A 25,251-nucleotide genomic window follows, 5' to 3' on the forward strand; every position below is an offset into this window, starting at 1 on the left:
TACATTAAAATATCAGAAAAGTTTAAAAATATAAAGATTTCTATTAAATAAAGTGATAAAATGAATGTGTATTCATTTTTTGGAGGGGATGTATGTGAAAGAAAAGGTAGTTATTATAACAGGTGGATCGAGTGGAATGGGAAAAGGAATGGCGACTCGCTTTGCAAAAGAAGGGGCACGAGTTGTTATTACAGGACGTACAAAAGAAAAACTAGAGGAAACAAAGTTGGAAATTGAACAATTTCCAGGGCAAGTATTACCTGTACAAATGGATGTAAGAAATACGGATGACATTCAGAAAATGATTGAACAGATTGATGAGAAGTTTGGTCGAATTGATGTTTTAATAAATAATGCAGCTGGAAACTTTATTTGTCCAGCAGAAGATTTATCCGTGAATGGCTGGAATTCGGTCATTAATATTGTATTAAACGGTACATTTTACTGTAGCCATGCTGTCGGAAAATATTGGATTGAAAAAGGTATAAAAGGGAATATCATTAATATGGTAGCAACATATGCATGGGATGCAGGTCCAGGAGTTATTCATTCGGCTGCAGCGAAGGCAGGAGTATTAGCGATGACGAAGACGCTCGCTGTTGAGTGGGGACGTAAATATGGAATACGAGTTAACGCTATCGCTCCAGGACCAATTGAACGTACGGGCGGTGCTGATAAATTATGGATTTCAGAAGAAATGGCTAAGCGTACGATACAAAGTGTTCCGCTTGGAAGGCTGGGTACGCCAGAAGAAATCGCTGGTCTAGCTTATTATTTATGCTCAGATGAAGCTGCGTACATAAATGGAACTTGCATGACAATGGATGGAGGACAACATTTACATCAATATCCATTTTAAAAGGGATAAAAAAATGAATGTTTGATTCATTTTTTTACGGTTAAATGTGACGGAATTGTGACATATGAAAGAAAAGTGTTTACAAGAGGTCATATATACGTTATATTTAAGACCTCTTTTTTCTTCATAGTAGAATTGCTAATTCCCCTTAGCATTTTACCCCTCTAATCCCTTCAGGAAAACTGAAGGGATTTTTTATTATTTTTCCGTAAATATCATGTTATAATTTTTGAAAAGTAAAGGGAGGGAAGCACGTTGATAGATGCATTAGATGTAATGAGTAACTTGGATAAAGTCCTTCCTTATTATCAAGCTATTTTTAGTGCTGATGAGCATACTGTAATTGGATATGAAGTAGTAGGACGTATTCAAACAGAAGAGGGCATACAAAGTTTAGCTTCTTTCTTTCACGATGATTCGATTCCAAGTGAATTTCAACTGGAAGCGGATAATATTATAGTAGAAAAAGCTTTAAATCGTTATTTAGAAAGCGATCAAAAATTATTATTATTTATACATCGGAATGCTAATGTATTAATGAATGATGATGATGAAAGCTTGCTTCAACTTTTATTGAGGTATGAAGAACAAGGTTTAAATTTAAAACAAATTGTTTTAGAGATTACAGAGCATGAATGTAAAGAAGATATAGAGCAATTTAATCATTTGCTTATGTATTATCGTACATATGGTATTCAAATTTCGATTAATAAAGTCGGAACGGGTACAAGTAATTTAGAGCGTATTAGCGTGTTAGCACCTGATATTTTAAAAGTAGATTTAACGAACTTAAGGCAAACAGCACTTTTACAATCTTATCAAGATATTTTATATTCTTTATCATTACTTGCTAGAAGAATTGGTGCAACTTTATTATATGAAGAAATAGATGCTTTTTATCAACTGCAATATGCTTGGAAGAACGGCGGAAGATATTATCAAGGTAATTATTTAAAAGAATGTTTACCTGATTTTATTGAAACGAATGTTTTGAAAGAGCGACTAGGTAATGAATGTCATCAGTTTATTCAGCATGAAAAGAAGAAGTTACAAAAAATTTATAATTTAACAGAGATGTTACGCGATCGCATTGGCGATGTTTTATCAAAACAAAAAAAGAATGAAGATATAAATGATTGGTTATTACAATTTAGTCAAAGTGTATCACAGTGTAGTTTTCGTATATTTATTTGTAATGAAGATGGTTTCCAACAATCAGGAAATGTTATGAAAAAAGATGGAGAATGGATTGTGATGCCGGATTATTATATGAAGAACTGGAGCTGGCGCCCGTATTTTCTCGAGAATATAATGAAAATGCGTTTTGAGAATAAGGCGAGGCTTTCAGATTTATATGCAGATATTGAAACGGGAGAAATGGTACGAACATTTTCTTTCCCGATTGATGATGACAACTTTTTATTTATAGATTTATCTTATGAATATTTATATGAAGAAGATGTTTTATTTTAATGCACGAAGAGATTCGTGCATTTTTTGTTTGTTTTTATCATAAATTGGTAATAGTGAAAATGGTGATGAAAATGCTGTCTATCGTTGTAAAGATTTTACGAACGAAATCTGTCCTTTCTTTGCATAATCATTGTTACAATGAATACTACAAAGACAAGTTCTTTTAAAAGGAAGGTGAAAAAATGAGGAAATATGGAATATGGCTTGTTCTATTTGTATGTGTTGCCTTTCTAGTTGGTTATAGTGTTACGACTGTTTTAGGGAAAGAGGAAGTGGAAGTCGATCGGAAAGAAGTATTTACAACGATACAAAAAGGCTATGAAACCCAGTTTTCAATTCGTGGGAAGCATTTGCCGATGAATAAGATGATAGAGACGTTATCACCGTATTTTACAGATAATTTCCTTCAAGTATTTACAGATGAAAATAGCAGAAGTGATAAACAAAGTGGTGAATATTTACTTCCGGCAAAAGAAGCACCGTTTTCTTTTAATTCAGAAACGAAAATGTCGTATGATGAAGAACATAAAAATTTATATGTATATGAGCGGACAAAAAGTGGACAATATCAAATTGTAACATTGAAAAGGGATCAAGATAAATGGAAGTTAGCAGGATATCATGAAAGTCAGGAACTTTTAACTGAAATAAAAAGGTTGCAACAATTATAAAGTGAAACTTTTAATCAGTGGGTGGGAGTTTTACTACCTACAAATAGCGGGATAAGAATAGGAATAGGTATTTACCTATTCCTATTCTATATTGAGTAGTTGTTGTAACTTTTCAATTTGAAAACCTGCAACTACTTCGCCATCAATTACGACTGTTGGAGTTGAATAAGAATCATAGTCGTATAAAAGACGATTGCGAGCAGCAGCGTCTTTTTTTACGTCAAATTCTTCATATGCAACGTTATTATGCTTCAAAAATTCTTTTACAATAACACATGGCGGACAATCGGGTTGTGTATAAACCTCAATTTTTTTCATTGTAATTCCTCCTTTTTTCTGTTTTTTATTATATTCTTCCAGTATAAAAACCGCAATAATGAAGGAGAAATATGTTCTTTCTGTTTTTTCCTTCGCATTTCGACAAATTTTTAGTTGAGTTTCTGGCCAATAACCTTTATCCTAGAGTGTGGAACATTTTTTCTGTTATGACGGATAGAATGAGTATAGCTGTAAAACCTATTGGTAGGAAGATCAGAGAAAGGAGAGATTTCATGTCTCTACTCCAAGGAATTTTAACTCGACTTGTTAGTCTACAAGAACAAGCTGAAAGCGGTGAAGTAGCACAACGCTATTTTGAAGTGAACGGTGAGCGCAAATGTAGCGTGAAATTTTTCGATAAAAGTGAAATGTATGAGTTAGAAGTGTATCAACAAGGTGAAAAACCTCAAGTATATCAATTCGATAATATCGACATGGTTGCAATTGAGATTTACGATATCATTTCTTGATACATATAAAAAAGGTACTGCCACATGGCAGTACCTTTTTTAGTTCTATTACTTTCTAGCATAATGTATAGAAGTTTTTTATTTTTCCTACAATGGTATTAAAATGAAAATTTAATCCGTGCAAGTTTGCTTATCCATGTGGATAATTAGTCCCGTCAACCGGGTGAATATGTGAAGCTAAACTTCTCACTATCGCTGGGTTTTGCAAATAGCGGGAGAAATATAACTAGGAGGTTATCGTATGGAACGTTTACCAGTTGTGATTTGTCCTAATTGTCAAAGTTCTGCTGAGATTATTCATGTATTAACGGCTCAATCTAATCAAAATGTAATTTATACGTGCCAAGTTTGTCACTTTGTAATTCGAAATATTGAAACGAATAAAGGATAGGAAGTTATAATTTTAGTTTTTGTCCCATACAATGAGAATACGAAAAGTCTGTCTAATTGAAAGGACGTGACTCTGTGGACGGTGCACATAAATTTTACAATGTTTCAGAGAGACATTTAAATTTTGATATGGTCTTTAACCGTATTTGTAGTTTCATTGAAAAGGATCCGCGAAATTTGTATCGATTATCCATTGGGACAGACTCGCAAGCGCATCAAAAGGATACGAGGTTTATTACAGCAATCCATATTCATCGTGTTGGAAAAGGTGCCTGGGGTTGTTTACACCATAGATCAGTAAAAGATAAGCCAGCGACCTTACGTGAGAAAATATATTTAGAAACGCAGTTTAGTCAAGAAATCGCATGTCTATTTACGCCTACTCATATACAAACAATATGGGAGTTATTGCATCCTTATGCTCAAGATGGGGCTGGATTCATAATGGAAATTCATTTAGACATTGGGAATGATGGCTTAACAAAAGAATTTATTTTAGATATGACAGAAAAAATTCGAGCGATGGGATTAACTGCAAAAATTAAGCCGGATGCTTATGCGGCGTTTAGCTATGCAAATCGATATACGAAATGATTTTTTTGTATGTGTACGATTGTTACATATCTTTTAATAAAAACTGAATATTACATCTATTAAATAGGTTGAATTTTTTATATAATAAGAGTAACGATGCGAGTGTAAGGAGAGGGGTATATGCAAAGGGAAGTTGTTTTAACGAAGGAAGAAGAAAGTTTACTACTAGATATTTTATTTCAGCAAAATTACGCAAGTGAAATTTTAGCTGTGGAACTTACAGATATTGAGAATGGTTTGAAACAGACAGATGTGATGCAATATAAAAAAATCACAAGGTTATTTTACAGATTAAAAAATAAAGGGTATTAAGCGCTACCGGAATGGTAGTCTTTTTTTTGTGCGGTATGCTAAAATAGCTGTGTGATTGTATTTTTATTGAAATAAATTTAGGACAAAATAATAATATGAAAACGCTGTCATAAAATGTGAATAGAGTTGTGAACATAAGCAGGAAAAAGGGAAAATGGGGGATGTAATATGATTAGTATTCCGAAAGACGAATTTCAACAAATTCTTGTGAAGGATTTAATGATTTCATCGGAAAAAGTAGCTCATGTCCAAATTGGAAATAGTTTAGAACATGCTTTACTCGTTCTTGTAAAATCTGGATATTCAGCGATACCTGTCTTAGATCCAATGTATAAACTACATGGTTTGATTAGTACTGCCATGATATTAGATGGTATGTTAGGATTAGAACGTATTGAGTTTGAAAGGCTCGATGATATGAAAGTAGAGCAGGTGATGAAAGAAGATATACCTGTTCTTAAATTAGACGATTCATTTGCAAAAGCTTTAGAAATGACAATTGATCATCCTTTTATTTGCGCTGTTAATGAAGAAGGCTATTTTGAGGGGATTTTAACACGTCGGGCTATTTTAAAATTGTTGAATAAGAAAGTAAGGCAACATAATCGATAAAGTGAAAAAAGTGACTTCATAGAAACGAAGAAGTCACTTTTTTTTCGTGCATATCACTTGTGTATGTATTATATTTAAAAAGACATAAAACATAAGGAAAGTTTGCGCTGGACAATTGTATTTTCTGAATGAAAGCATTCGGGTAAATTAAGGATGAAAAGCTTATTGAAATAAGGTGTATGGAAGCTAAGGAAAGAGGGAGAAAGTTGCAAATTGATGATTTTCAAATGATGGTTGTGTTAGCTCAGGAATCAAATATGAGAAAAGCGGCGGAACGTTTATTTGTTTCCCAACCTGCGCTGAGTCAACGATTACAATCTATGGAGAAACAATGGGGAATGAAGTTTTTTATTCGCTCACAAAAAGGATTGACAATTACACCTGAAGGGGAAAAAGTTGCAAATTATGCCAAAGAAATGTTGCAAAGGGAAGAAGATATAAAAAGTGAGCTGGCTGTTTTCAGAACGGAAACTCATGGAACGTTAAAAATAGCTGTTGCATCAGTTATTGGTCAATATTGGCTCCCTCCTGTTTTGAAAAAGTTTGTGCATAAATATCCTTCTGTAAAGATATCGCTGTTTACTGGATGGAGTAGTGAAGTGCAAAAGCAGTTTTATGAAGGAGACGTGCATGTTGCTATACTGAGGGGAACACAAGAATATAAAGGTCAGAAGCAACAATTATTTGAAGATGAACTGTATTTAGTTGATAAAGAAATAAAAGATATTTCGATGTTAAAAGAAACAAATAGGCCGTTCATTCAATTTAAAAGTGACTCGACTTATTATGGACAAATACAAAATTGGTGGTATGGTTTATTTTCTAATCCGCCTAAGCGAACGATTGTAGTTGACCAAATTGAAACATGTAAACAACTTGTTTTAAATGGTATAGGTTATGCCCTTTTACCTTCTACTGTTTTAAAGGAAGTACAGGAAAATATGTATAAAACACCTGTTCAACTGACGAGAGAAACATGGTTGTTAACAAGTGACTCGGCAAGGCAGTTGAAGCAAGTACAAGCATTTTTAGAAATTATAGAAGAAATTCAAAGGGAAAAATAAGATTATTATCTTGCTACTCGCTCTTTCGTTTGGTAGAGTAACATTATAAATGGATTTAGGAGGCAACAAGAATGAAAATGATGGACGCTAACGAAATTATTTCGTTTATTCAAAAAAGTGAAAAGAAAACTCCTGTAAAGGTATACATAAAAGGGGATTTAAAAGAAGTAACATTCCCTGAAACAGTACAAGCATTTGTGAATAAAAAATCAGGTGTATTATTCGGAGAATGGTCTGAAATTAAGACAATTCTTGATGAGAATAATAAGCACATCGTTGACTACGTTGTAGAAAACGATCGTCGTAATTCTGCAATCCCAATGCTTGATTTAAAAGGTATTAAAGCTCGCATCGAGCCAGGTGCTATTATTCGTGACCATGTTGAAATTGGTGACAACGCTGTAATTATGATGAATGCAACAATTAACATTGGTGCTGTAATTGGTGAAGGTTCTATGATCGACATGAACGCAGTACTTGGTGGACGTGCAACAGTCGGTAAAAACTGTCACGTAGGTGCAGGTGCTGTACTTGCAGGTGTTATTGAGCCACCTTCTGCAAAACCAGTTATCGTTGAAGATGATGTAGTAATCGGTGCAAATGTAGTTGTTTTAGAGGGTGTTACAGTAGGTAAAGGTGCAGTTGTAGCAGCGGGAGCTGTTGTAACAGAAGATGTACCTCCATACACAGTTGTTGCAGGTACTCCAGCACGTGTAATCAAAGAAATTGATGAGAAGACAAAAGCAAAAACAGAAATTAAACAAGAGCTTCGTCAATTAAACCCAGAGAAATAAAAAGTAAAAAAAGCGTAAGAGCGTAAATGGGCTCTTACGCTTTTTATAGATAGAGGTGCAAAAATGACAGTAAGCAAATTTGTCCAAATTCGTAGAGATCTACATAGAATTCCAGAAATCGGATTTAAGGAATGGAAAACACAACAGTATATTTTAGATTATATAGGAACACTTTCTCATGAATTTGTGGAAGTGAAGACATGGAAAACGGGTGTAATCGTTAAAGTAAATGGAAAAAATCCCGAAAAAATAATAGGTTATCGTGCAGATATAGACGGTTTACCAATTACAGAGGAAACTGGATACGAGTTTGCTTCTATTCATGAAGGAATGATGCATGCATGTGGCCATGATGTACATACAACAATCGGTTTAGGCCTTCTAACGAAAGCTGTGAGCGAAAGAATAGATGATGACCTTGTATTTCTATTCCAGCCAGCAGAAGAAGGACCAGGCGGTGCTCTTCCTATGTTAGAAAGTGAAGAGTTAAAAGAATGGAAACCGAATATAATTCTTGGTCTTCATATTGCACCAGAATACGCTGTGGGGACAATTGCAACGAAAGAAGGACTGTTATTTGCCAATACTTCAGAATTATATATTGATTTAAAAGGGAAAGGTGGCCATGCTGCCTATCCGCATACTGCAAATGACATGATTGTTGCAGCGAGTCATCTTGTTACACAGCTTCAATCCGTTATTAGTCGCAATGTAAATCCTCTTGATAGTGCAGTAATTACAATCGGGAAAATTACTGGTGGTACGGTTCAAAATATTATTGCAGAAAAATCTCGTTTAGAAGGAACGATTCGAACATTATCAGTGGAATCAATGAAGCGTGTGAAAAGCAGAATTGAGTCAATTGTTGCAGGTATCGAAGCTTCTTTCCAGTGTGAGGCGATTATAGATTACGGAGCAATGTATCATCAAGTATATAACCATGAAGAGTTAACGAGAGAGTTTATGGAATTTGTACATAAACAAACTGATATGAATGTTATTACATGTACTGAGGCAATGACGGGTGAAGATTTTGGTTATATGCTTCGAGAAATCCCTGGATTTATGTTTTGGCTTGGAGTAAATTCAGAATATGGTTTACATCATGCAAAATTAAAACCAGACGAAGAAGTGATTGAAAAGGCAATTACATTTTTAAGCCAATATGTAAAGTGGAAAGGGAATAGAAAATAAAACTTCCACTTTCTTGAAGGTTCCAAAAAACTTTTTGTTCTGAGGTGTAAGTAACGCTCGTATAGATTGATTTTAGACATTTATATACAAATGAAAGAATTAAAGTTAATTGTACTGTTTTAATAATGAGCAGGGGGTTTAGCCACTGCTCATTATTAATTATTTGACTAACTTATATATGTTTACTTTTAGTATGAAAAGTGTGTAAAATCAATGTGAAACATAGAAAAAAGGGTGGGGAATTACGTGCAAATTAGCAGTGCGATTTTATGTTTCGTCTTATATGCGTATGTTATTATTGCGGCGGTTTATTTTGGGATAAGTTTTTATGCCTATCGTCTAGTAGATAATAATGAATATGACGAAACATACAAATGGGTGAAGAGATATTTATCACCTGTACTAGAAATTATGAATGGGTTTGTGCTCTTTTTATTTATTGGATTAATTGCTTTTTCAACGAGTTTAGTAGGGAATAAAACTACGTTATTTGTATTGGGTATCATTATTTTTATGTTGTTAGGAATAAGGATTGGTAATACGGTCTTTTGGAATGAAAGAAAAGTAGATGGTTGGACGGGAATGTTAATTCCGTGCATGTTAGCTGCAATCGTGACAAATATAGAGCATGAATATTATCAATTACATTTTTGGCTTATTATCGTTTTAACAATTCTTTCTGTTTTGTATATAAGCACAGTAGTACTAACATATATTGCACATGAAAAAGGAGATGTTAAAGGCACTCGTTTCTTTAGAGGACGGGCATTATTTTGGAGTGTGCCGACGATGGTAGTTATCGCGCTTATTGCGATATTAGTAAATGGATATCAATTTTCTAATTGGCAACTATTTTTAGAAAATTGGTGGATCTTTATCTTTTCGTTTATTGCTTTTTTAGGTGCAACGCATTATTTATTCCATCAACATCATTACATATGGGCGTTGTTATTTGCATTCACACAGCTTCTATTTGCCTTTTTTGGTCAAGAAACATTATTATTCGTTTTTGAAACATTTAGTTCTTTTGGAAATATATTTGTATTTGCTATGCTACTTGTTGGTATCGCTTTTTACTTGCAACAATATTTTTATATACAAAAACAAAAATAAGAGCTAATCATAGTTTTTGTGACGCATATAAAGTGTGTTACACTGAAAATAAATAGTACTTGAAGTTATTGGAGGAATTCCCGTGGGTGAGAAAGAAAAAGAATTTGCTGTCATTGGACTTGGTCGCTTTGGTGGAAGTATTTGCCGAGAACTAGCTCAATTAGGTATGGAAGTAATGGCAATCGATTCAGATGAGGATAAAATTAATGAATTTGCAAATATAGCTTCGCATGCTGTAATTGCAGATTCAACAGATGAGATGGTATTAAAAAGCCTTGGTATTCGAAATTTTGATCACGTAGTCGTTGCTATTGGAGATAATTTAAATTCAAGTATTTTAACGACTTTGATTTTGAAAGAGTTGGGTGTAAAAAATATTACTGTAAAAGCTCAAAATGATTATCATGAAAAAGTGTTAAGTAAAATAGGTGCAGATCATATTGTGCATCCAGAACGTGATATGGGAAAAAGGATTGCTAATAATATTGCATCAAGCAATGTGCTAGACTACCTTGAGCTTTCAGATGAGCATAGTATTGTAGAGATTATTGCGAATAAAAAAATTGATGGGCACTCTTTAATTGAATTAGATATTCGTGCGAAGTTTGGATTGAATATTGTAGCAATTAAACGAGGCAAAGAAGTTATCGTATCCCCTCGAGCTACGGAGAATATTCAAGCAGGAGATATATTAATTGTCATTGGTCATGACGATGAAGTGGATCGATTTAAACACTTTTTAAGATAAGAGAAAAGAAAAGGACAATGCCTTCATGGCATTGTCCTTTTCTTATATTTCCATAATGATTGGTAAAATCATTGGACGGCGTTTCGTTTTCTCATATAGGAATGGAGCTAATGTGTCTGTAATTTCATTTTTAATTTCAGACCATTGTGTTGTTTTACGCTCCATTACTTTTTCTAAATGAGTTGTAATTAATGTTTGTGCATCATTGATTAAATCGCTACTTTCACGCATGTAAACGAAACCGCGTGAGATGATATCAGGTCCTGCTGCAACTTTAAATTCTTTCATATCAATGCTTACAACTACAATTACAAGTCCTTCTTCAGAAAGGATACGACGATCGCGTAATACGATATTGCCAATATCTCCAATACCGTTTCCATCAATGTAGACCGAACCAGATGGGATTTTTCCAGCTACGCTAGCTTCATCCGAACGTAAAGCAAGAACATCGCCATTATCCATAATGAAGCAATTTTCTTCAGGGATGCCACAATCATTTGCTATGTTCATGTGCATACGCTGCATACGATATTCACCATGAATTGGCATGAAGTACTTCGGTTTAATTAGACGTAACATTAACTTTTGTTCTTCTTGTCCACCGTGTCCACTTGTATGGATATTTGAAAGTTTCCCATGAATTACATCAGCGCCAGCGCGGTACAACATGTTAATTGTACGACTTACGCTAATTGTATTTCCTGGAATTGGTGAAGAAGAGAAAACAACTGTATCTCCAGGAATAATTTGAATTTGGCGGTGTGTACCGTTTGCAATACGTGAAAGTGCTGCCATCGGTTCACCTTGACTACCTGTACATAAAATAACAACTTTATTAGCTGGTAAGCGGTTTAGTTGAGATGCATCTATGAATGTATCTTTCGGGCAACGAATATAACCAAGGTTTTGTCCAATTTCAATCGCTGCTTCCATACTTCGACCAAACACAGCTACTTTACGGTTGTTTTCAACAGCAGCTTCAACAACTTGTTGTAAGCGGTGAATATTTGATGCAAAGGTTGCGAATATAATCCGTCCTTCTACTTTACGGAAAATGTCTTGAATGCTATCACCAACGCGACGCTCAGACATAGTAAAGTTTGGAACTTCACTGTTCGTACTATCAGATAATAGACATAGTACGCCATCTTTACCGATTTCAGCCATTTTTGTTAAATCAGCTGGTTCACCAACTGGTGTGAAGTCAAATTTGAAGTCACCTGTATGAACAACTTGACCTTGAGGTGTTTTCACAACAACGCCGTACGAATCTGGAATACTGTGAGTTGTACGGAAGAAGGATACAGACGTTTTTTTGAATTTAATAACGTCATCTTCTTGAATCTCGTAAAGTTTTGCTTTACGAAGTAAGCCGTGTTCTTCTAATTTGTTTTTGATGAGTGCAATTGCTAATTTTCCGCCGTAAATTGGAATGTTCACTTGACGTAATAGGTAAGGGATTCCGCCGATATGATCTTCGTGACCATGTGTAATGAATAACCCTTTAATTTTATCTTCGTTTCGCACAAAATAAGTGTAGTCTGGTATTACATAATCGATTCCGAGAAGTTCGTCCTCTGGAAATTTAATTCCAGCATCAATTATAATAATTTCATCTTGAAATTGAACAGCGTATGTATTTTTACCGATTTCACCAAGCCCACCGAGAGCAAATACAGCAACTTGGTCGTTTTTTAGAAATTTCATATCGCTATACGATTTCCGCTAATGTTAAATCAGCGTTTTCTTTTTCATATTCAAGATGAGCGCCAGTAACAGACTGAACAAACTCGATATTATATGCGAACTTATTTAATTTTGTACGAACATCCTTTTCAGACGTAGCCTCTAAATATAAAACTTTTGTATTTTCACGTACTGGAACCTCAGTTAATTTTTCTTGATAAAATACTTTAAAAATCATTTGGAAAACCTCTCCTTGTCTATGTTTTGCATTATCTGTTACTTATTATAAAGCAAACAGTCACGATTTTCATGTTTTTTCGAATGAGAATGAAGAAAAAGCCCGAAATGGGCACAATTTAAGCGACTGTCTTTTTACGGACTAGACCATTTAAATAACGCTTGAGCTTTTTCTTCAGCTTCTTCAGCATGATTACTCCTTCCTTTCCTTATTTTAAACATGCCTATTACTAGTGAAAACTCTATCTCTGATATAAGAGATAGGACAAAAGTGAATGGTGAATCTTGTCCTTTCCCATACAGTGAAAGTTATTCTATAGTAACGATCAGTAGCCGTTAGTTATAGGTATAGTATGAGGAAGAATGGAAAAGAAAATTCATCCGAACAAGTATCTACATGTTTTACTAATATATATATGCAAAGTTTACAAATAAGGTCAGAAAGGGAACGCTTTCTTCACAGATGTTTAATATGTTATACTTTTTTTTAGAATTTGAAAAGTGATATTCAAAATAGGAATATAGAGTCTCAGAAAGGATTTTGACAAATGAATGATAAAATTGTCTTTTTTGATATTGATGGAACATTATTAGATCATGATAAAAAAATTCCGCAATCTACACGAGATGCAGTAAAACAGTTACAAGAAAAAGGTGTACATGTAGCAATTGCGACAGGGCGCGCGCCATTTATGTTCGAAGATATTCGTAAGGAACTTGATATACATAATTATGTTAGTTTTAATGGACAATATGTTGTCTTTGAAGATGAGGTAATATTTAATAATCCGTTACATCCAGATGCTTTACATAAGTTTACTCAGTTTGCAAAACAAGAAGGATATCCACTTGTATATCTTGACCATCAAGATATGAGAGCATCAGTGGAATATCATGATTATGTGAAAGAAGGCTTTGGAAGCTTAAACTTTGAGCATCCAGCATATGAGCCTAATTTTTATGAGGAACGTAATATTTATCAAACACTACTTTTTTGTGAAGTAAATGAAGAGGAAAAGTTTATTAATCATTATCCAGATTTCCATTTTATTCGTTGGCATGCATATTCAATGGATATCATTCCGAATGGTGGTTCTAAGGCAAAAGGAATTGAGAAATACATTGAAAAGTTAGGTTTTAATCGTGATCAAGTGTATGCATTTGGAGATGGCTTAAATGATTTAGAAATGATCGAAGCCGTTGGCACAGGTATTGTGATGGGAAATGGCCATGAAGACTTGAAAAAACTTGCAAATCATGTGACAAAGGATGTTAATGAAGACGGTATATATCATGGACTAAAGTGGGCTGGATTGCTATAAGTGAATATGGAACCCATTTCATAATAAAAAGGCGGAAGATTAACTTCCGCCTTTTTATTATTATCGCTCTAGAGGTTTGGAATCATCAGGAGCGGCAAAAGGATTTTCTTTATTGATATGGTCATAGAACATAACGCCATTTAAATGATCAATCTCGTGTTGGAATACGATTGCTGGTAAACCTTTTAAACGTAATTTTACTTCTTCTCCGTTAATAGAAGTTGCTTTTACTGTAATTCTTGTATAACGAGGAACATAACCAGGTACTTCGCGGTCTACAGATAGACAGCCTTCACCACCCTGTAAATATGTACGTTCAACAGAATGGCTAATGATTTTTGGATTGAATAATGCATGGCTATATAATGTACCATCCGCATCGGTTACATGAACTGCAATCATTTTTTTTGAAACACCGATTTGCGGAGCCGCTAATCCGATTCCAGGGCGTAAACTATATTTTTCAGCCATTTCAGGATCTTGGCTATTTATTACGAATTCAATCATTTCTTTTAAGGTAGTTGTATCTTCTTCGCTTGCCGGTAAGGACACCTCTTCTGCAACGTTGCGCAAAATAGGATCTCCTTCGCGAATAACATCTTTCATTGTAAGCATATGTAATCTCTCCTTTCCTCTTTAGTCTACCAAAGGAGATGGAAAAAGTCATCGGCAAGAAAGGGAAGGCATTTTGGAAATCGTTCTATTATAGAGTAGTTATGTATGTGATAAACAGAAAAAGACGGCAAAGCCGTCTTTTTCTTTCCATAGTTGTTTCGTTTTACAATTAGCGAATGCAAGCAGCACCAACGATAATTAAAAGAATAAACAACACAACGATTAAGGCGAAGCCGCGTCCAGACCCGCCACAAGAACCGCCATAACCGTAGGAAGGATATGAACAAGTTGGATAGCAATATGAGTATCCGTACATGAGATGACCTCCTTTATCATTTCCCGCTAATACTGCGGTTACTATAATGTATGGAAGAGAGGGTAGAAATGTATAGGTATTTACCTAAAAAAGGAAGAGTAGTTTGTATATTTTTGTTACGAAGAGAGAAAAACTAAAGAGAATTAAATCGTTTACATATTATTCTAAGAGAAAAAATAAGTGAAAAAGGGAATAATATAACAGTAGGTCAATGCTTACTAATACAGATGTAAAAAATAAAAACACGTTTGTGTAGTAGAAACCTGCATATTATTTATAAAAAAACGTATTCAAAGTAATTGACATCGTAATTAGAATAGTTGTAAACTAAAAAACGTGATCAAGATTGTATTAATATGTTTCTGAAAAAACATTAGTACAGATTGTTAGGTACACAAAATTATTCTCAACCGACATACAAACATGTTGGTTTACATCGTTGCGCTTTTTAAACTGGAAAATAGCCAGTGAAAGCGTTTCAGAATATGGTTCAAGAGAGGAAGAGGTGAACGGAATGGGTACTAAAACAAAAAAGACCCTATTTAATGTTGATGAGCAAATGAAAGCTATCGCAGCTCAATTTGAAACATTACAAATTTTAAATGAAAACGGTGAAGTTGTGAATGAAGCAGCTATGCCTGAATTATCTGATGATCAATTAAAAGAATTAATGCGTCGTATGGTGTATACTCGCGTATTAGATCAACGTTCTATTTCTTTAAACCGTCAAGGACGTTTAGGTTTCTACGCACCTACAGCTGGACAAGAAGCTTCTCAATTAGCAAGTCATTTCGCACTTGAAGCAGAAGACTTCATCTTACCAGGATACCGTGATGTACCACAATTAGTATGGCACGGATTACCATTATACCAAGCATTCTTATTCTCTCGTGGACACTTCATGGGTAACCAAATGCCTGAGAATGTAAATGCATTAGCTCCACAGATCATTATCGGTGCGCAAATCATCCAAACTGCTGGTGTTGCGTTAGGTATGAAACTACGTGGTAAAAAATCTGTTGCAATTACTTACACTGGTGACGGTGGTGCTTCACAAGGTGACTTCTACGAAGGTATGAACTTTGCAGGTGCATTCAAAGCTCCAGCAATCTTCGTTGTTCAAAACAACCGTTATGCAATCTCTACTCCAGTAGAAAAGCAATCTGCAGCTAAAACTGTAGCACAAAAAGCAGTAGCAGCAGGTATTTACGGAATTCAAGTAGACGGTATGGATCCATTAGCTGTATACGCAGCAACTGCTTTCGCTCGTGAGCGCGCAGTAAATGGCGAAGGCCCTACTTTAATCGAGACTTTAACATTCCGTTACGGTCCACATACAATGGCTGGTGATGACCCAACTCGTTACCGTACAAAAGATATCGAAAACGAATGGGAACAAAAAGACCCAATCGTACGCTTCCGTAAGTTCTTAGAAGCTAAAGGCCTATGGTCTCAAGAAGTTGAAGAGACAGTAATCGAAGAAGCAAAAGAAGATATCAAACAAGCAATTGCTAAGGCTGACCAAGCTCCAAAACAAAAAGTAACTGATTTAATGGAAATCATGTACGAAAAAATGCCTTACAACTTAGCTGAACAATATGAAATCTACAAAGAAAAGGAGTCGAAGTAAGCCATGGCTCAAATGACAATGATTCAAGCAATCACTGATGCTTTACGCGTTGAAATGAAAAATGACCCTAACGTACTTGTATTTGGTGAAGACGTTGGTGTAAACGGCGGTGTATTCCGTGCTACTGAAGGTTTACAAGCTGAATTTGGTGAAGATCGTGTAATGGATACTCCACTTGCAGAGTCTGGTATTGGTGGACTTGCAGTTGGTCTTGCACTTGAAGGATTCCGTCCAGTTCCAGAAATCCAATTCTTCGGTTTCGTTTATGAAGTAATGGATTCAATTTCTGGTCAATTAGCTCGTATGCGTTACCGTTCTGGTGGACGTTGGACTGCTCCAGTAACAGTTCGTTCTCCATTCGGTGGTGGTGTTCATACTCCTGAACTTCATGCTGATAGCTTAGAAGGATTAGTGGCTCAACAACCTGGTCTAAAAGTTGTTATTCCATCTACTCCATACGATGCTAAAGGTCTTTTAATCTCTGCGATTCGTGACAACGATCCAGTTATCTACTTAGAGCATATGAAATTGTACCGTTCATTCCGTCAAGAGGTACCAGAAGGTGATTACACAATTGATTTAGGTAAAGCTGATATCAAACGTGAAGGTACAGATGTATCTGTTATCGCTTACGGTGCTATGGTTCACGCTGCATTAAAAGCTGCTGAAGAACTTGAAAAAGAAGGTATCTCTTTAGAGGTTGTTGACTTACGTACAGTTCAACCATTAGATATCGAAACAATCATCGCTTCTGTTGAAAAAACAGGTCGCGTAGTTGTAGTTCAAGAAGCTCAAAAACAAGCTGGTATTGCAGCTAACGTTGTAGCGGAAATTAACGACCGTGCAATCTTAAACTTAGAAGCTCCAGTTGTACGTGTTGCAGCTGCTGATACAGTATTCCCATTCTCTCAAGCAGAGAGCGTATGGTTACCAAACCACAAAGATATTGTTGAAGCTGTAAACAAAGTAATGAACTTCTAATTTTTAGCTTTTCATGTGCAAAAGAAATCAGCACATGCTGGTTTCTTTTGTACATATTCCATAATAATGAAATGAATCAGGGGGCTGAATTCCGTGGCATTTGAATTTAAACTACCAGATATCGGTGAAGGTATCCACGAAGGTGAAATCGTAAAATGGTTTATTAAACCAGGCGATGAAGTAAACGAAGACGATGTACTTCTTGAAGTACAAAATGATAAAGCAGTAGTAGAAATCCCTTCTCCTGTTAAAGGTAAAGTACTTGAAGTACTTGTAGAAGAAGGAACAGTTGCAATCGTAGGAGATACATTAATTAAATTTGATGCTCCTGGATACGAAAACCTTAAATTTAAAGGTGACGATCATGATGAAGCTCCAAAAGCTGAAGAAGCAGCAGTAGAAGCTCCAGCAGCGGAAGCTACTCCAGCAGCAACTGCAGAAGTAGTAAATGAGCGCGTAATCGCTATGCCATCTGTTCGTAAATACGCTCGTGAAAAAGGTGTAGACATTCATAAAGTAGCTGGTACTGGTAAGAATGGCCGTATCGTAAAAGCTGACATCGATGCATTTGCAAATGGTGGACAAACTGTAGCAGCAACTGAGGCTCCAGCAGCAGTAGAAGCTACTCCAGCAGCAGCGAAAGAAGAAGCACCAAAAGCACAACCAATCCCAGCTGGTGAATATCCAGAAACTCGTGAGAAAATGAGTGGTATCCGTAAAGCGATTGCGAAAGCAATGGTTAACTCTAAACACACAGCTCCTCACGTAACATTAATGGACGAAGTAGATGTAACAGAACTTGTTGCTCACCGTAAGAAGTTCAAAGCAGTAGCAGCTGACAAAGGTATTAAATTAACTTACCTTCCGTACGTTGTTAAAGCTTTAACATCTGCATTACGTGAATACCCAATGTTAAACACTTCTTTAGACGATGCATCTCAAGAAGTAGTTCATAAACATTACTTCAATATCGGTATCGCAGCTGATACAGACAAAGGTCTATTAGTACCAGTTGTTAAAGATACAGATCGTAAGTCTATCTTCACAATCTCTAACGAGATCAATGATCTTGCTGGTAAAGCACGTGAAGGTCGTCTAGCTCCAGCTGAAATGAAAGGTGCTTCTTGCACAATTACAAACATTGGTTCTGCAGGTGGACAATGGTTCACTCCAGTTATCAACCACCCAGAAGTAGCAATCCTTGGTATCGGCCGTATCGCTGAAAAACCAGTTGTGAAAAACGGTGAGATCGTTGCAGCTCCAGTATTAGCATTATCTCTAAGCTTTGACCATCGTTTAATTGACGGTGCAACTGCTCAAAAAGCGTTAAACCAAATTAAACGTCTATTGAATGACCCACAATTATTAGTAATGGAGGCGTAATAACAATGGTAGTAGGAGATTTCCCAATTGAATTAGATACAGTCGTTGTTGGTGCAGGTCCTGGTGGATACGTTGCGGCAATTCGTGCAGCACAATTAGGTCAAAAGGTAGCAATCATTGAAAAAGCTAACCTTGGTGGCGTATGCTTAAACGTTGGATGTATTCCTTCAAAAGCGTTAATCAATGCAGGTCATCGTTATGAGAATGCAATGCATTCTGATGACATGGGTATTACTGCAGAAAACGTAAAAGTTGACTTTACAAAAGTTCAAGAATGGAAAAACGGCGTAGTTAAGAAATTAACTGGCGGTGTTGAAGGCCTTCTTAAAGGTAACAAAGTTGAAATCATTCGCGGTGAAGCTTACTTCGTAGATGCTAATACATTACGCGTTATGACTGAAGATGCAGCTCAAACTTATACGTTTAAAAATGCTGTTCTTGCAACTGGTTCTACACCAATCGAAATTCCAGGATTCAAATACTCTAAACGTGTTATCAACTCTACAGGTGCTTTAAGCTTACCTGAAATTCCTAAAAAACTTGTTGTAATCGGCGGCGGTTACATCGGTATGGAATTAGGTACTGCATATGCTAACTTCGGTACAGAAGTTACTGTAGTAGAAGCTGGCGACGAAATCTTAGCTGGTTTCGAAAAAGCTATGAGCTCTGTTGTTAAACGCGCTCTACAGAAAAAAGGTAACGTAAATATCCATACAAAAGCTATGGCTAAAGGCGTTGAAGAGACAGAAACTGGCGTAAAAGTTAGCTTTGAGGTTAAAGGTGAAATCCAAACTGTAGAAGCAGATTACGTATTAGTAACTGTAGGTCGTCGTCCAAACACTCAAGAAATCGGTCTTGAGCAAGTTGGAGTTAAAATGACTGACCGCGGCATCATCGAAATCGATGAGCAATGTCGTACAAATGTACCAAACATCTATGCAATCGGTGATATCGTTCCTGGACCACCATTAGCTCACAAAGCTTCTTACGAAGGTAAAGTAGCTGTAGAAGCAATTAGTGGCCATGCATCAGCTATCGATTACATCGGAATTCCTGCAGTATGCTTCACTGATCCAGAATTAGCATCTGTTGGTTACACTAAAAAACAAGCTGAAGAAGCTGGAATGACTGTAACTGTATCTAAGTTCCCATTCGCTGCTAACGGTCGTGCATTATCATTAAACAGCACTGACGGTTTCTTACAACTTGTAACACGTAAAGAAGATGGTCTTCTTGTAGGTGCTCAAGTTGCAGGTGCAGGTGCTTCTGATATTATCTCTGAGATTGGTTTAGCTATCGAAGCTGGAATGACAGCTGAAGATATCGCTCAAACAATCCATGCTCACCCAACATTAGGTGAAATCACAATGGAAGCAGCTGAAGTTGCTCTTGGAATGCCAATTCACATTGTAAAATAATTTAAGTAATGTAAATAGCCCTTCTCTTATTGTAAGAGAGGGGCTATTTTTATTTTCATCAAATGACTTGCAAGGTCTTTAAACGTACTTGTCGAATGAATATATAATACTTTAACAAATGATTCCGGCTTAACTTACTTCAAAGGTAATATATATCATCCTATAATATGTAATTGATTCAAACGTAACCCCATATATTAATAAAATAGAGCATGTCAAAGGAGAAGGTTCCATGAAAATATTACATGTTATATTTTATCATTTACTACTATGGAGTGGCTTTTCCACTGTATTAAGATTATCGAATGGTGATAAGTTTCATTATAAAGTTATTCTTTTTTTCGTATTTCTATATTTAGCCTATGTAATAGCATATTTTGTATTGCACGTAAGAAAGCAAGCTTTATTTCTTACATGTTCGAATTGTATATTATTTTTAATCATATTATCTATTTTTTAAATTAGCGTTTATAAAAATACATTGTTCTTCCATTAAATAATTGTAACTCTCCTTCTAATTTCTTCGCTAAAAAACGGCAAAATTCATTTGCTTTCCCTTTGTCACCAAATGTTGCATTAGGTGGTAAAGAAACTTGGATGAAAGATTGTTCATTTTCTATACCAACACCAATATAAATTGAGTCATACCGGTCGTGATTGGATTGAAGTTTTAATGTTGTTGTAGATGTATCTAAAATTTCATAAGGAAAAGCGGTATTTGTATACGTGTAATTAATTTGGGCACCAGTTTTAGAAGTAACTGTTTTATAATAATGAAAAAGTTGTTTTATATCATCTATTGAAACTGATTGTTGGTTGGATTTCGGTACAAGCGTAATAAAGGCGTGTTGCATATAAGTTCCCCCTAACTTAGTAGAATACTATCATTCTACATCCTACTGAATTTTTTGACAATTAAAAGGAGTATTACATGTTTTGTTTAATATACTATTAATGAAACGTGATGTAGAAAGGTGGAAACCAATGTTTGAAAAATTGTATGATGAGCATGAAAGTGTGAAGGTACGATTTTTAGGGTTTATGACACATGATACACGTTATGATTTTGGTGTTATTTATACAAATATGTTTTTTGGAAAGCCGCTCATTGTTTGTATGCAAACAGGAAGGTCTACTTTACTCGGACGAGATGATGTAGAGAATGTTCAATATATACAGGAGATTTTTAAATTAGGATCAGAAGAGGAAGCAAAGGAGTTAGCTCAGTTTTTCAAATTTCTAGTTCCGTCAACTTCTTTACATGCGGAATATGAAGAATAATTAATGTGAAACAGTCGTACTTATAAATATGGCTGTTTTTTATTTGAATATCGCATACTAATTTAAATTTAAAATATTTAATGTGTTATACTAAAAACCTATTGACGTAAAAAGTATAACATATTAAAATAAAGACAGAAAGTTAAGCGGTTACAAAAAGTTTTTGGGATTATAAACTTAGGGGGAAATGAAAAATGGGAACAATCGTATGTCAAGATTGTGAAGGTACAATTGCACACTTCGAAGATGAGAAAGTAACGGTACTTTACGGGAAATGTGGATCTTGCGGATGTGATCACACAGAGCATACAAAAGCCCAATAATTGATAGGAAATGGACAGCTAAAAGTTTTTAGGACCATAAACTTAGGGGGAAATGAAAAATGGGAACAATCGTATGCCAAGTATGTGAAGGAACAATCGGACATTTTGAAGATGAGAAAACGACGGTACTTTACGGAAAATGCGGAACAAATTGTGACTGTGCTAGAAAAGATAATGCGAAAGCTTAATGATAAATAAATAGATTACTATTGAAACTCAGGGGGAAATGAAAATGGGAACAATCGTATGCCAAGTATGTGAAGGAACAATTGGACATTTTGAAGATGAAAAATCAACAGTACTATACGGGAAATGTGGATCTCATTGCGAATGTGACCATAAAGAACATACAAAAGCTTAATAATAAGAAAAAGCGCCTACATGTGTAGGCGCTTTTTTAATAAATTGTAGTTGTTTGACCAACTGTTGCAACGATTGCATCATCCCTAATCGGAATAAAGCTTATGGAGGTCTGTGGTGTACTAGAAGAAGCGTATTGGCTCATTATACGACTATCGATACGGGTAATAGTATCGGTCAAGAAAGCTGAAATAAAAGCGTAAGGGACTCGTCGTTCATTTAATGAATAAATAATTTCTTCTTTTGTTTTTACACCTACGCCATGCCCGTAAAAAAAGAAATTTCCTAAATAGATTGTATTTTCTCCTTGCCATTCAATCGTAGCTGGATTTACTTGTGGGTTTTTAAAGTAAACGAGGTCACCTGGAACAAGATCGCCACCGTTTTTTGTTATGAGCCTTAGATCTTGGTCGTAGTCCCATGTATAAAGTAAAAGGTTTGCAAATAGACGATTGAAAGTTTCTTCCTCATACAATGATAGTAAAGCTTTATAAAAAATAATGATCATAGCGGTTGCGCATTCAGTTCCATATAGTTTTCCGTTTTTGAAAATATCCTGTATGGCAATAGAAGGTGGTATGTTTGGAAGAAGCTCGAATCCTCCAAGAGACGTTCTTTTCCAATACTGGGGGTTGCAAAAGGATTGCTGAAATGTACGAAACTGAAATCCACTTTGAAAAAGCTCTAGTGCAGAGATAATAATATTAACTCGTAAATTGAGATCAAAGCTGAGTTCATCAGCTGTTCGGAAGGAATAAACTTCTTGATTTCCTGCCATTATTGATAAAATTTGTTGTTTCTCTGCTGCAAATGGCTCGTATTCATTTGTAATATAAGGATGTACAATAGAACGGCCTATTACAATCATAATAGTATCCCCACCTATACGTTACATTCTTAAGTATCGTATGAAGAAAAGGAAAAAAGGTGAAAAAAAAGCCTATCAACTGATAGGCTTGTACTCTTTAATAACACGTAATGTTTGTAATGTCATATCTTCAGGACCTTGTACAGGTAAACCTGCTTCTAAGTTTTTACGAATATACTCTAAGTTTTCTTGTGTAATAATTTCCCCCGGAGTAAAGATTGGAATCCCTGGCGGATAAACCATAACAAAATCAGCTATAATACGACCCGCTGCATTTTCAAATGGAATGACTTCTGTTTCCGAATAAAAAGCATCTCGAGGAGAAAGTGCTAGCACTGGAATTTCTGGAATCTCTACTTGTACTTGAACACCTTTATCTGCCCTATTTCTAAATGTTGCTGCTAAATCTTGTAATGCTGCAATAAGTGTATTTGTATCACTTTCTGTATCTCCCAAAGTGATAAGACATAGTATGTTGTATAGATCTGAGAGTTCTACTTCAATGTTATATTGCTCTCTAAGCCATACTTCAGCTTGGTGGCCGGTAATACCTAAATCTTTTACAGATACAATTATCTTTGTAGGATCATAGTTAAAGGTAGCATCTGTACCTAACATTTCTTTTCCAGGACAGTAAAGATGCTCAATAGAATTTATAGCATCACGAACATGCTCAGCTAATTGTATTGTTTGTTCTATGAGTGCTGTTCCTTCTGTAGCAAGACGTTTTCTCGCAACATCAAGGGATGCTAACAAGATGTAAGAAGTTGATGTGGTTGTAAGCATGCTAATAATAGATTGGACATGCTTTACATTCACTAAGCCTTCTTTCACATTAAGAATAGAACTTTGAGTTAAAGAGCCTCCTAATTTGTGAACACTTGTTGCTGCCATATCCGCACCAGCTTGCATCGCTGACATAGGTAATTCATCGTGAAAATGAATATGAACACCATGAGCTTCGTCGACTAGTACAGGGATGTCATAAGAATGTGCTAATTGTACAATCTGTTCTAAGTCTGCAGCAAACCCAAAGTACGTTGGGTTAATAACAAGTAAGCCCTTTGCATCTGAGTGCTCTTCAAGTGCTTTTTTGACAGATTGAATTGTGATTCCATGAGAAATACCGAGCTTCGGATCGATTTCAGGATGCATGAAAATCGGTTTTGCACCTGAGAAAATAATAGCTGACATTACTGATTTATGCACGTTTCGTGGTACTAGGATTTTGTCACCAGGACCGCAAACGCTCATCACCATTGTCATAATAGCGCCACTTGTACCTTGAATAGAAAAGAAAGTATGATCTGCACCGAATGCGGCTGCTGCTAAATCTTGTGCTTCTTTAATCATACCTTTTGGATGATGTAAATCATCGAGTGGCGCAATATTAATTAAATCAATTGCTAATGCATTATGCCCAATAAATTCGCGAAATGTAGGATCCATGCCCTGTCCTTTTTTATGACCAGGAATATGGAATTGAATTGGATTTCGCTTACTGTGCTCAACTAAAGCGGTAAACAATGGTGTTTCGTATTGGGACAATCTATACACCCCTTCTTCTTCATAATATTTAGTGTAATTTGTTTTATATAATCCTGCTCTAAAAAAGTGTAGCCCTTTTTAGAATAAGGCTTGTTTTTCTGCCATTCAAAAAATCGTTTTTGAGATGGTAGCTTCACTTTATTTTCTATAAAACAAAAGCATTATATCACCAATAATTATAGATGTATAGAAAAAAATCTTTTTAAGGTGAGTATGTTTAATAGTTAGCCTCAACTAATGAATAGAGGAAGACAATTCCATTAAAATGAATAAATAGTGTATAATGCAGAGTGGCTATAATGAAGAATAAAATATTCTCTTTAAGATAGCATAATGAAACAAGAAGAAATGATAAATGAGGTGCAAAATGGAATATCAATATCCGTTAGATTATGATTGGTCAAATGAGGAAATGGTTACAATGGTGAAGTTTTATGAAGCGATTGAGAAAGCTTATGAAAAAGGAATTATAAGAGAAGAGTTAATGGGTTTATATCGTCGTTTTAAAGAGATTGTTCCATCGAAAGCAGAAGAAAAGAAAATTGATAAAGAATTTCAAGAGGTAAGTGGATACTCTATATATCGTGCTATTCAAAGGGCAAAAGAAGTCGAAGAACAAAAGCTTGTAAAAATGTAAAAAATATTTTGAAAAATAAAAACTGAAGTGA

32 protein-coding genes are annotated in these 25,251 nt (G+C 35.4%); 24 read left to right on the forward strand and 8 right to left on the reverse strand.

What is annotated here, in order from left to right:
• The first annotated feature begins 94 nt into the window (after nucleotides 1-94).
• The 3 genes from fadH (at nucleotide 95) to ACTFRM_RS17635 (ending at nucleotide 3,003) form a co-directional block, all read left to right on the forward strand.
• The gene (fadH, locus tag ACTFRM_RS17625; protein ID WP_000660913.1) at nucleotides 95-859 is read left to right on the forward strand and encodes a 2,4-dienoyl-CoA reductase; all 765 of its coding nucleotides are present in this window, start codon (nucleotides 95-97) and stop codon (nucleotides 857-859) included.
• Nucleotides 860-1,114: 255 nt separating this feature from the next.
• The gene (locus tag ACTFRM_RS17630) at nucleotides 1,115-2,332 is read left to right on the forward strand and encodes an EAL domain-containing protein (RefSeq protein WP_000564306.1); all 1,218 of its coding nucleotides are present in this window, start codon (nucleotides 1,115-1,117) and stop codon (nucleotides 2,330-2,332) included.
• Nucleotides 2,333-2,514: 182 nt separating this feature from the next.
• Nucleotides 2,515-3,003, forward strand: a complete 489-nt coding sequence (locus tag ACTFRM_RS17635; RefSeq protein ID WP_001233804.1) for a DUF3993 domain-containing protein — start codon at nucleotides 2,515-2,517, stop codon at nucleotides 3,001-3,003.
• An 81-nt stretch (nucleotides 3,004-3,084) separates the two neighbouring features.
• On the opposite strand, the gene ACTFRM_RS17640 is transcribed toward ACTFRM_RS17635, so the two are convergent.
• Nucleotides 3,085-3,321 carry a glutaredoxin family protein gene (locus ACTFRM_RS17640; RefSeq protein WP_000717875.1) on the reverse strand — a complete coding sequence of 79 codons (237 nt, stop codon included), beginning with the start codon at nucleotides 3,319-3,321 and terminating at the stop codon, nucleotides 3,085-3,087.
• Nucleotides 3,322-3,554: 233 nt separating this feature from the next.
• On the opposite strand from ACTFRM_RS17640, the gene ACTFRM_RS17645 reads away from it, so the two are divergent.
• The 10 genes from ACTFRM_RS17645 (at nucleotide 3,555) to ACTFRM_RS17690 (ending at nucleotide 10,612) form a co-directional block, all read left to right on the forward strand.
• Nucleotides 3,555-3,791 (forward strand): YkuJ family protein, encoded by a 237-nt coding sequence (locus ACTFRM_RS17645; RefSeq protein WP_000055151.1) that lies wholly within the window; start codon nucleotides 3,555-3,557, stop codon nucleotides 3,789-3,791.
• A gap of 241 nt (nucleotides 3,792-4,032) precedes the next feature.
• Nucleotides 4,033-4,182, forward strand: a complete 150-nt coding sequence (locus ACTFRM_RS17650; protein WP_000440540.1) for a hypothetical protein — start codon at nucleotides 4,033-4,035, stop codon at nucleotides 4,180-4,182.
• 74 nt (nucleotides 4,183-4,256) lie between these two features.
• Nucleotides 4,257-4,775 carry a ribonuclease H-like YkuK family protein gene (locus ACTFRM_RS17655; protein WP_000348489.1) on the forward strand — a complete coding sequence of 173 codons (519 nt, stop codon included), beginning with the start codon at nucleotides 4,257-4,259 and terminating at the stop codon, nucleotides 4,773-4,775.
• A gap of 120 nt (nucleotides 4,776-4,895) precedes the next feature.
• A complete protein-coding gene (gene abbA / locus ACTFRM_RS17660; protein WP_001188692.1) occupies nucleotides 4,896-5,087 on the forward strand; it encodes an antirepressor AbbA in 192 nt (63 codons plus the stop codon).
• A gap of 168 nt (nucleotides 5,088-5,255) precedes the next feature.
• Nucleotides 5,256-5,699 carry a cyclic-di-AMP-binding protein CbpB gene (cbpB, locus tag ACTFRM_RS17665; protein WP_000623579.1) on the forward strand — a complete coding sequence of 148 codons (444 nt, stop codon included), beginning with the start codon at nucleotides 5,256-5,258 and terminating at the stop codon, nucleotides 5,697-5,699.
• A gap of 179 nt (nucleotides 5,700-5,878) precedes the next feature.
• Nucleotides 5,879-6,763: a LysR family transcriptional regulator gene (locus ACTFRM_RS17670; RefSeq protein ID WP_001987174.1), complete on the forward strand. Its 885-nt coding sequence runs from the start codon at nucleotides 5,879-5,881 to the stop codon at nucleotides 6,761-6,763.
• Nucleotides 6,764-6,834: 71 nt separating this feature from the next.
• Nucleotides 6,835-7,557, forward strand: a complete 723-nt coding sequence (gene dapD, locus ACTFRM_RS17675; RefSeq protein ID WP_000783241.1) for a 2,3,4,5-tetrahydropyridine-2,6-dicarboxylate N-acetyltransferase — start codon at nucleotides 6,835-6,837, stop codon at nucleotides 7,555-7,557.
• Between the two features lie 63 nt (nucleotides 7,558-7,620).
• A complete protein-coding gene (locus ACTFRM_RS17680) occupies nucleotides 7,621-8,751 on the forward strand; it encodes an N-acetyldiaminopimelate deacetylase (protein ID WP_000218672.1) in 1,131 nt (376 codons plus the stop codon).
• Nucleotides 8,752-8,997: 246 nt separating this feature from the next.
• A complete protein-coding gene (locus ACTFRM_RS17685) occupies nucleotides 8,998-9,864 on the forward strand; it encodes a cytochrome c oxidase assembly protein (protein WP_001167324.1) in 867 nt (288 codons plus the stop codon).
• An 82-nt stretch (nucleotides 9,865-9,946) separates the two neighbouring features.
• Nucleotides 9,947-10,612, forward strand: coding sequence for a potassium channel family protein (locus ACTFRM_RS17690; RefSeq protein WP_000504032.1), 666 nt, complete (start codon nucleotides 9,947-9,949; stop codon nucleotides 10,610-10,612).
• Between the two features lie 42 nt (nucleotides 10,613-10,654).
• On the opposite strand, the gene rnjA is transcribed toward ACTFRM_RS17690, so the two are convergent.
• Together rnjA and ACTFRM_RS17700 are read right to left on the reverse strand one after the other, a co-directional pair.
• Nucleotides 10,655-12,322: a ribonuclease J1 gene (gene rnjA, locus ACTFRM_RS17695; protein WP_000670377.1), complete on the reverse strand. Its 1,668-nt coding sequence runs from the start codon at nucleotides 12,320-12,322 to the stop codon at nucleotides 10,655-10,657.
• A 4-nt stretch (nucleotides 12,323-12,326) separates the two neighbouring features.
• The gene (locus tag ACTFRM_RS17700) at nucleotides 12,327-12,539 is read right to left on the reverse strand and encodes a DNA-dependent RNA polymerase subunit epsilon (RefSeq protein WP_000576435.1); all 213 of its coding nucleotides are present in this window, start codon (nucleotides 12,537-12,539) and stop codon (nucleotides 12,327-12,329) included.
• Nucleotides 12,540-13,086: 547 nt separating this feature from the next.
• On the opposite strand from ACTFRM_RS17700, the gene ACTFRM_RS17705 reads away from it, so the two are divergent.
• Nucleotides 13,087-13,860: a Cof-type HAD-IIB family hydrolase gene (locus ACTFRM_RS17705; RefSeq protein WP_000998268.1), complete on the forward strand. Its 774-nt coding sequence runs from the start codon at nucleotides 13,087-13,089 to the stop codon at nucleotides 13,858-13,860.
• A gap of 60 nt (nucleotides 13,861-13,920) precedes the next feature.
• Here the strand turns inward: ACTFRM_RS17705 and def are convergent, their stop codons facing one another.
• Both def and ACTFRM_RS17715 read right to left on the reverse strand, forming a co-directional pair.
• On the reverse strand, nucleotides 13,921-14,475 hold the full coding sequence (def, locus tag ACTFRM_RS17710) for a peptide deformylase (protein WP_000957048.1): 555 nt from the start codon (nucleotides 14,473-14,475) through the stop codon (nucleotides 13,921-13,923).
• A gap of 169 nt (nucleotides 14,476-14,644) precedes the next feature.
• Nucleotides 14,645-14,791 carry a YjcZ family sporulation protein gene (locus tag ACTFRM_RS17715; protein WP_000274562.1) on the reverse strand — a complete coding sequence of 49 codons (147 nt, stop codon included), beginning with the start codon at nucleotides 14,789-14,791 and terminating at the stop codon, nucleotides 14,645-14,647.
• A gap of 514 nt (nucleotides 14,792-15,305) precedes the next feature.
• On the opposite strand from ACTFRM_RS17715, the gene pdhA reads away from it, so the two are divergent.
• From pdhA to ACTFRM_RS17740, 5 genes are all read left to right on the forward strand, one after another.
• The gene (gene pdhA / locus ACTFRM_RS17720; RefSeq protein ID WP_000536895.1) at nucleotides 15,306-16,421 is read left to right on the forward strand and encodes a pyruvate dehydrogenase E1 component subunit alpha; all 1,116 of its coding nucleotides are present in this window, start codon (nucleotides 15,306-15,308) and stop codon (nucleotides 16,419-16,421) included.
• Nucleotides 16,422-16,424: 3 nt separating this feature from the next.
• Nucleotides 16,425-17,402 carry a pyruvate dehydrogenase complex E1 component subunit beta gene (gene pdhB, locus ACTFRM_RS17725; protein ID WP_000068168.1) on the forward strand — a complete coding sequence of 326 codons (978 nt, stop codon included), beginning with the start codon at nucleotides 16,425-16,427 and terminating at the stop codon, nucleotides 17,400-17,402.
• A gap of 93 nt (nucleotides 17,403-17,495) precedes the next feature.
• A complete protein-coding gene (gene pdhC / locus ACTFRM_RS17730) occupies nucleotides 17,496-18,785 on the forward strand; it encodes a pyruvate dehydrogenase complex dihydrolipoyllysine-residue acetyltransferase (protein ID WP_000863419.1) in 1,290 nt (429 codons plus the stop codon).
• A 5-nt stretch (nucleotides 18,786-18,790) separates the two neighbouring features.
• Nucleotides 18,791-20,203: a dihydrolipoyl dehydrogenase gene (gene lpdA / locus ACTFRM_RS17735; RefSeq protein ID WP_000260104.1), complete on the forward strand. Its 1,413-nt coding sequence runs from the start codon at nucleotides 18,791-18,793 to the stop codon at nucleotides 20,201-20,203.
• 232 nt (nucleotides 20,204-20,435) lie between these two features.
• The gene (locus tag ACTFRM_RS17740) at nucleotides 20,436-20,663 is read left to right on the forward strand and encodes a hypothetical protein (RefSeq protein ID WP_102955933.1); all 228 of its coding nucleotides are present in this window, start codon (nucleotides 20,436-20,438) and stop codon (nucleotides 20,661-20,663) included.
• Between the two features lies 1 nt (nucleotide 20,664).
• Here ACTFRM_RS17740 and ACTFRM_RS17745 read toward each other — a convergent pair whose 3' ends face one another.
• Complete coding sequence (locus tag ACTFRM_RS17745) at nucleotides 20,665-21,057, reverse strand: DUF1885 family protein (RefSeq protein WP_001163299.1); 393 nt, start codon at nucleotides 21,055-21,057, stop codon at nucleotides 20,665-20,667.
• A 130-nt stretch (nucleotides 21,058-21,187) separates the two neighbouring features.
• Between ACTFRM_RS17745 and ACTFRM_RS17750 the strand changes: the two genes are divergently transcribed.
• The 4 genes from ACTFRM_RS17750 to ACTFRM_RS17765 all read left to right on the forward strand — a co-directional run bounded on the left by ACTFRM_RS17750 (nucleotide 21,188) and on the right by ACTFRM_RS17765 (nucleotide 22,168).
• Nucleotides 21,188-21,484 carry a DUF3055 domain-containing protein gene (locus ACTFRM_RS17750; protein WP_000462038.1) on the forward strand — a complete coding sequence of 99 codons (297 nt, stop codon included), beginning with the start codon at nucleotides 21,188-21,190 and terminating at the stop codon, nucleotides 21,482-21,484.
• Between the two features lie 194 nt (nucleotides 21,485-21,678).
• Complete coding sequence (locus ACTFRM_RS17755) at nucleotides 21,679-21,807, forward strand: GapA-binding peptide SR1P (protein ID WP_000536778.1); 129 nt, start codon at nucleotides 21,679-21,681, stop codon at nucleotides 21,805-21,807.
• Nucleotides 21,808-21,866: 59 nt separating this feature from the next.
• A complete protein-coding gene (locus tag ACTFRM_RS17760; protein ID WP_000536803.1) occupies nucleotides 21,867-21,995 on the forward strand; it encodes a GapA-binding peptide SR1P in 129 nt (42 codons plus the stop codon).
• A gap of 44 nt (nucleotides 21,996-22,039) precedes the next feature.
• A complete protein-coding gene (locus ACTFRM_RS17765) occupies nucleotides 22,040-22,168 on the forward strand; it encodes a GapA-binding peptide SR1P (protein ID WP_000536796.1) in 129 nt (42 codons plus the stop codon).
• Nucleotides 22,169-22,204: 36 nt separating this feature from the next.
• Here ACTFRM_RS17765 and ACTFRM_RS17770 read toward each other — a convergent pair whose 3' ends face one another.
• Together ACTFRM_RS17770 and speA are read right to left on the reverse strand one after the other, a co-directional pair.
• Nucleotides 22,205-23,035, reverse strand: a complete 831-nt coding sequence (locus ACTFRM_RS17770) for a protein-glutamine gamma-glutamyltransferase (RefSeq protein ID WP_173600353.1) — start codon at nucleotides 23,033-23,035, stop codon at nucleotides 22,205-22,207.
• A gap of 75 nt (nucleotides 23,036-23,110) precedes the next feature.
• Entirely contained in the window at nucleotides 23,111-24,583 is a 1,473-nt protein-coding gene (speA, locus tag ACTFRM_RS17775; RefSeq protein ID WP_000084899.1) for an arginine decarboxylase, read from the reverse strand.
• Between the two features lie 367 nt (nucleotides 24,584-24,950).
• Between speA and ACTFRM_RS17780 the strand changes: the two genes are divergently transcribed.
• A complete protein-coding gene (locus tag ACTFRM_RS17780; protein ID WP_000456562.1) occupies nucleotides 24,951-25,220 on the forward strand; it encodes a UPF0223 family protein in 270 nt (89 codons plus the stop codon).
• The last annotated feature ends 31 nt before the right edge of the window (nucleotides 25,221-25,251 follow it).

The organism is Bacillus cereus group sp. MYBK227-1, from assembly GCF_051916325.1.
Lineage (GTDB): Bacteria > Bacillota > Bacilli > Bacillales > Bacillaceae_G > Bacillus_A > Bacillus_A cereus.